This is a genomic window from Helicobacter suis (assembly GCF_902196135.1).
GTDB lineage: Bacteria > Campylobacterota > Campylobacteria > Campylobacterales > Helicobacteraceae > Helicobacter > Helicobacter suis_A.
In genome coordinates this window covers 1-595 of the sequence record NZ_CABIKE010000044.1, presented here as the reverse complement: position 1 = coordinate 595, position 595 = coordinate 1, and the positions used below count along the sequence as shown (strand labels likewise).

General features: G+C 42.0%; 1 protein-coding gene. It reads right to left on the bottom strand.

The window, feature by feature from the left end; all coding sequences use genetic code 11:
- Positions 1-124 precede the first annotated feature (124 nt).
- Positions 125-595, bottom strand: a 471-nt coding sequence (locus G6Q06_RS08330; protein WP_205436017.1) for a Mu-like prophage major head subunit gpT family protein, incomplete at its 5' end; no start/stop codon positions are given.

Genomic DNA, 595 nt, shown 5'->3' with positions numbered 1-595 from the left:
AAAAAGTAGCGAAAGACTTTTACTAACTCCTCGTAGCGCTCAGATTGTAGCGCCCATTTCACAAACTCATAATCAACAAAATTAGGGATTTGATGGGCAAGAGCTCCGGCTAAACTTAGCGCCACTATTTAGCCTCTTTTGTTTTGTTAGGTAGTTCATTGCAATAGGCTAATTGCCATAAACCATACCCAGCGTTATCCTCGCTATCAATGCCGTACAAGAATTCACGCCGCATAAAATTATTTTGATTTGTAGGCTGATCTAGCGCGCTAAATTCTACCGGCTTATTGGTTTGCAAGATAATGGGTTTAATGGTTTTAGTGGTATCTAGCAAAATCCAGCGGTTAGCCTCCAAATACGGGCATACCAAATACTCCATTAAGTTATAGCAAATATTAGCCGCGCCGTTTTGTAGTGTGGGAGCTTTGAGTAATTGCATGGCCGCGCTTTCAAGACTAGGCGGAATAACTAGCAAATTAGGCACAATATTAAGCGGACGGCCGTCCTCATTTTGATAACACATCATAGCGGTGCGGCTTTCTAACAAACCTTGTTGATCTAGATTATGGCTGCCTTTGTTGCTAGCGTGTTTGTT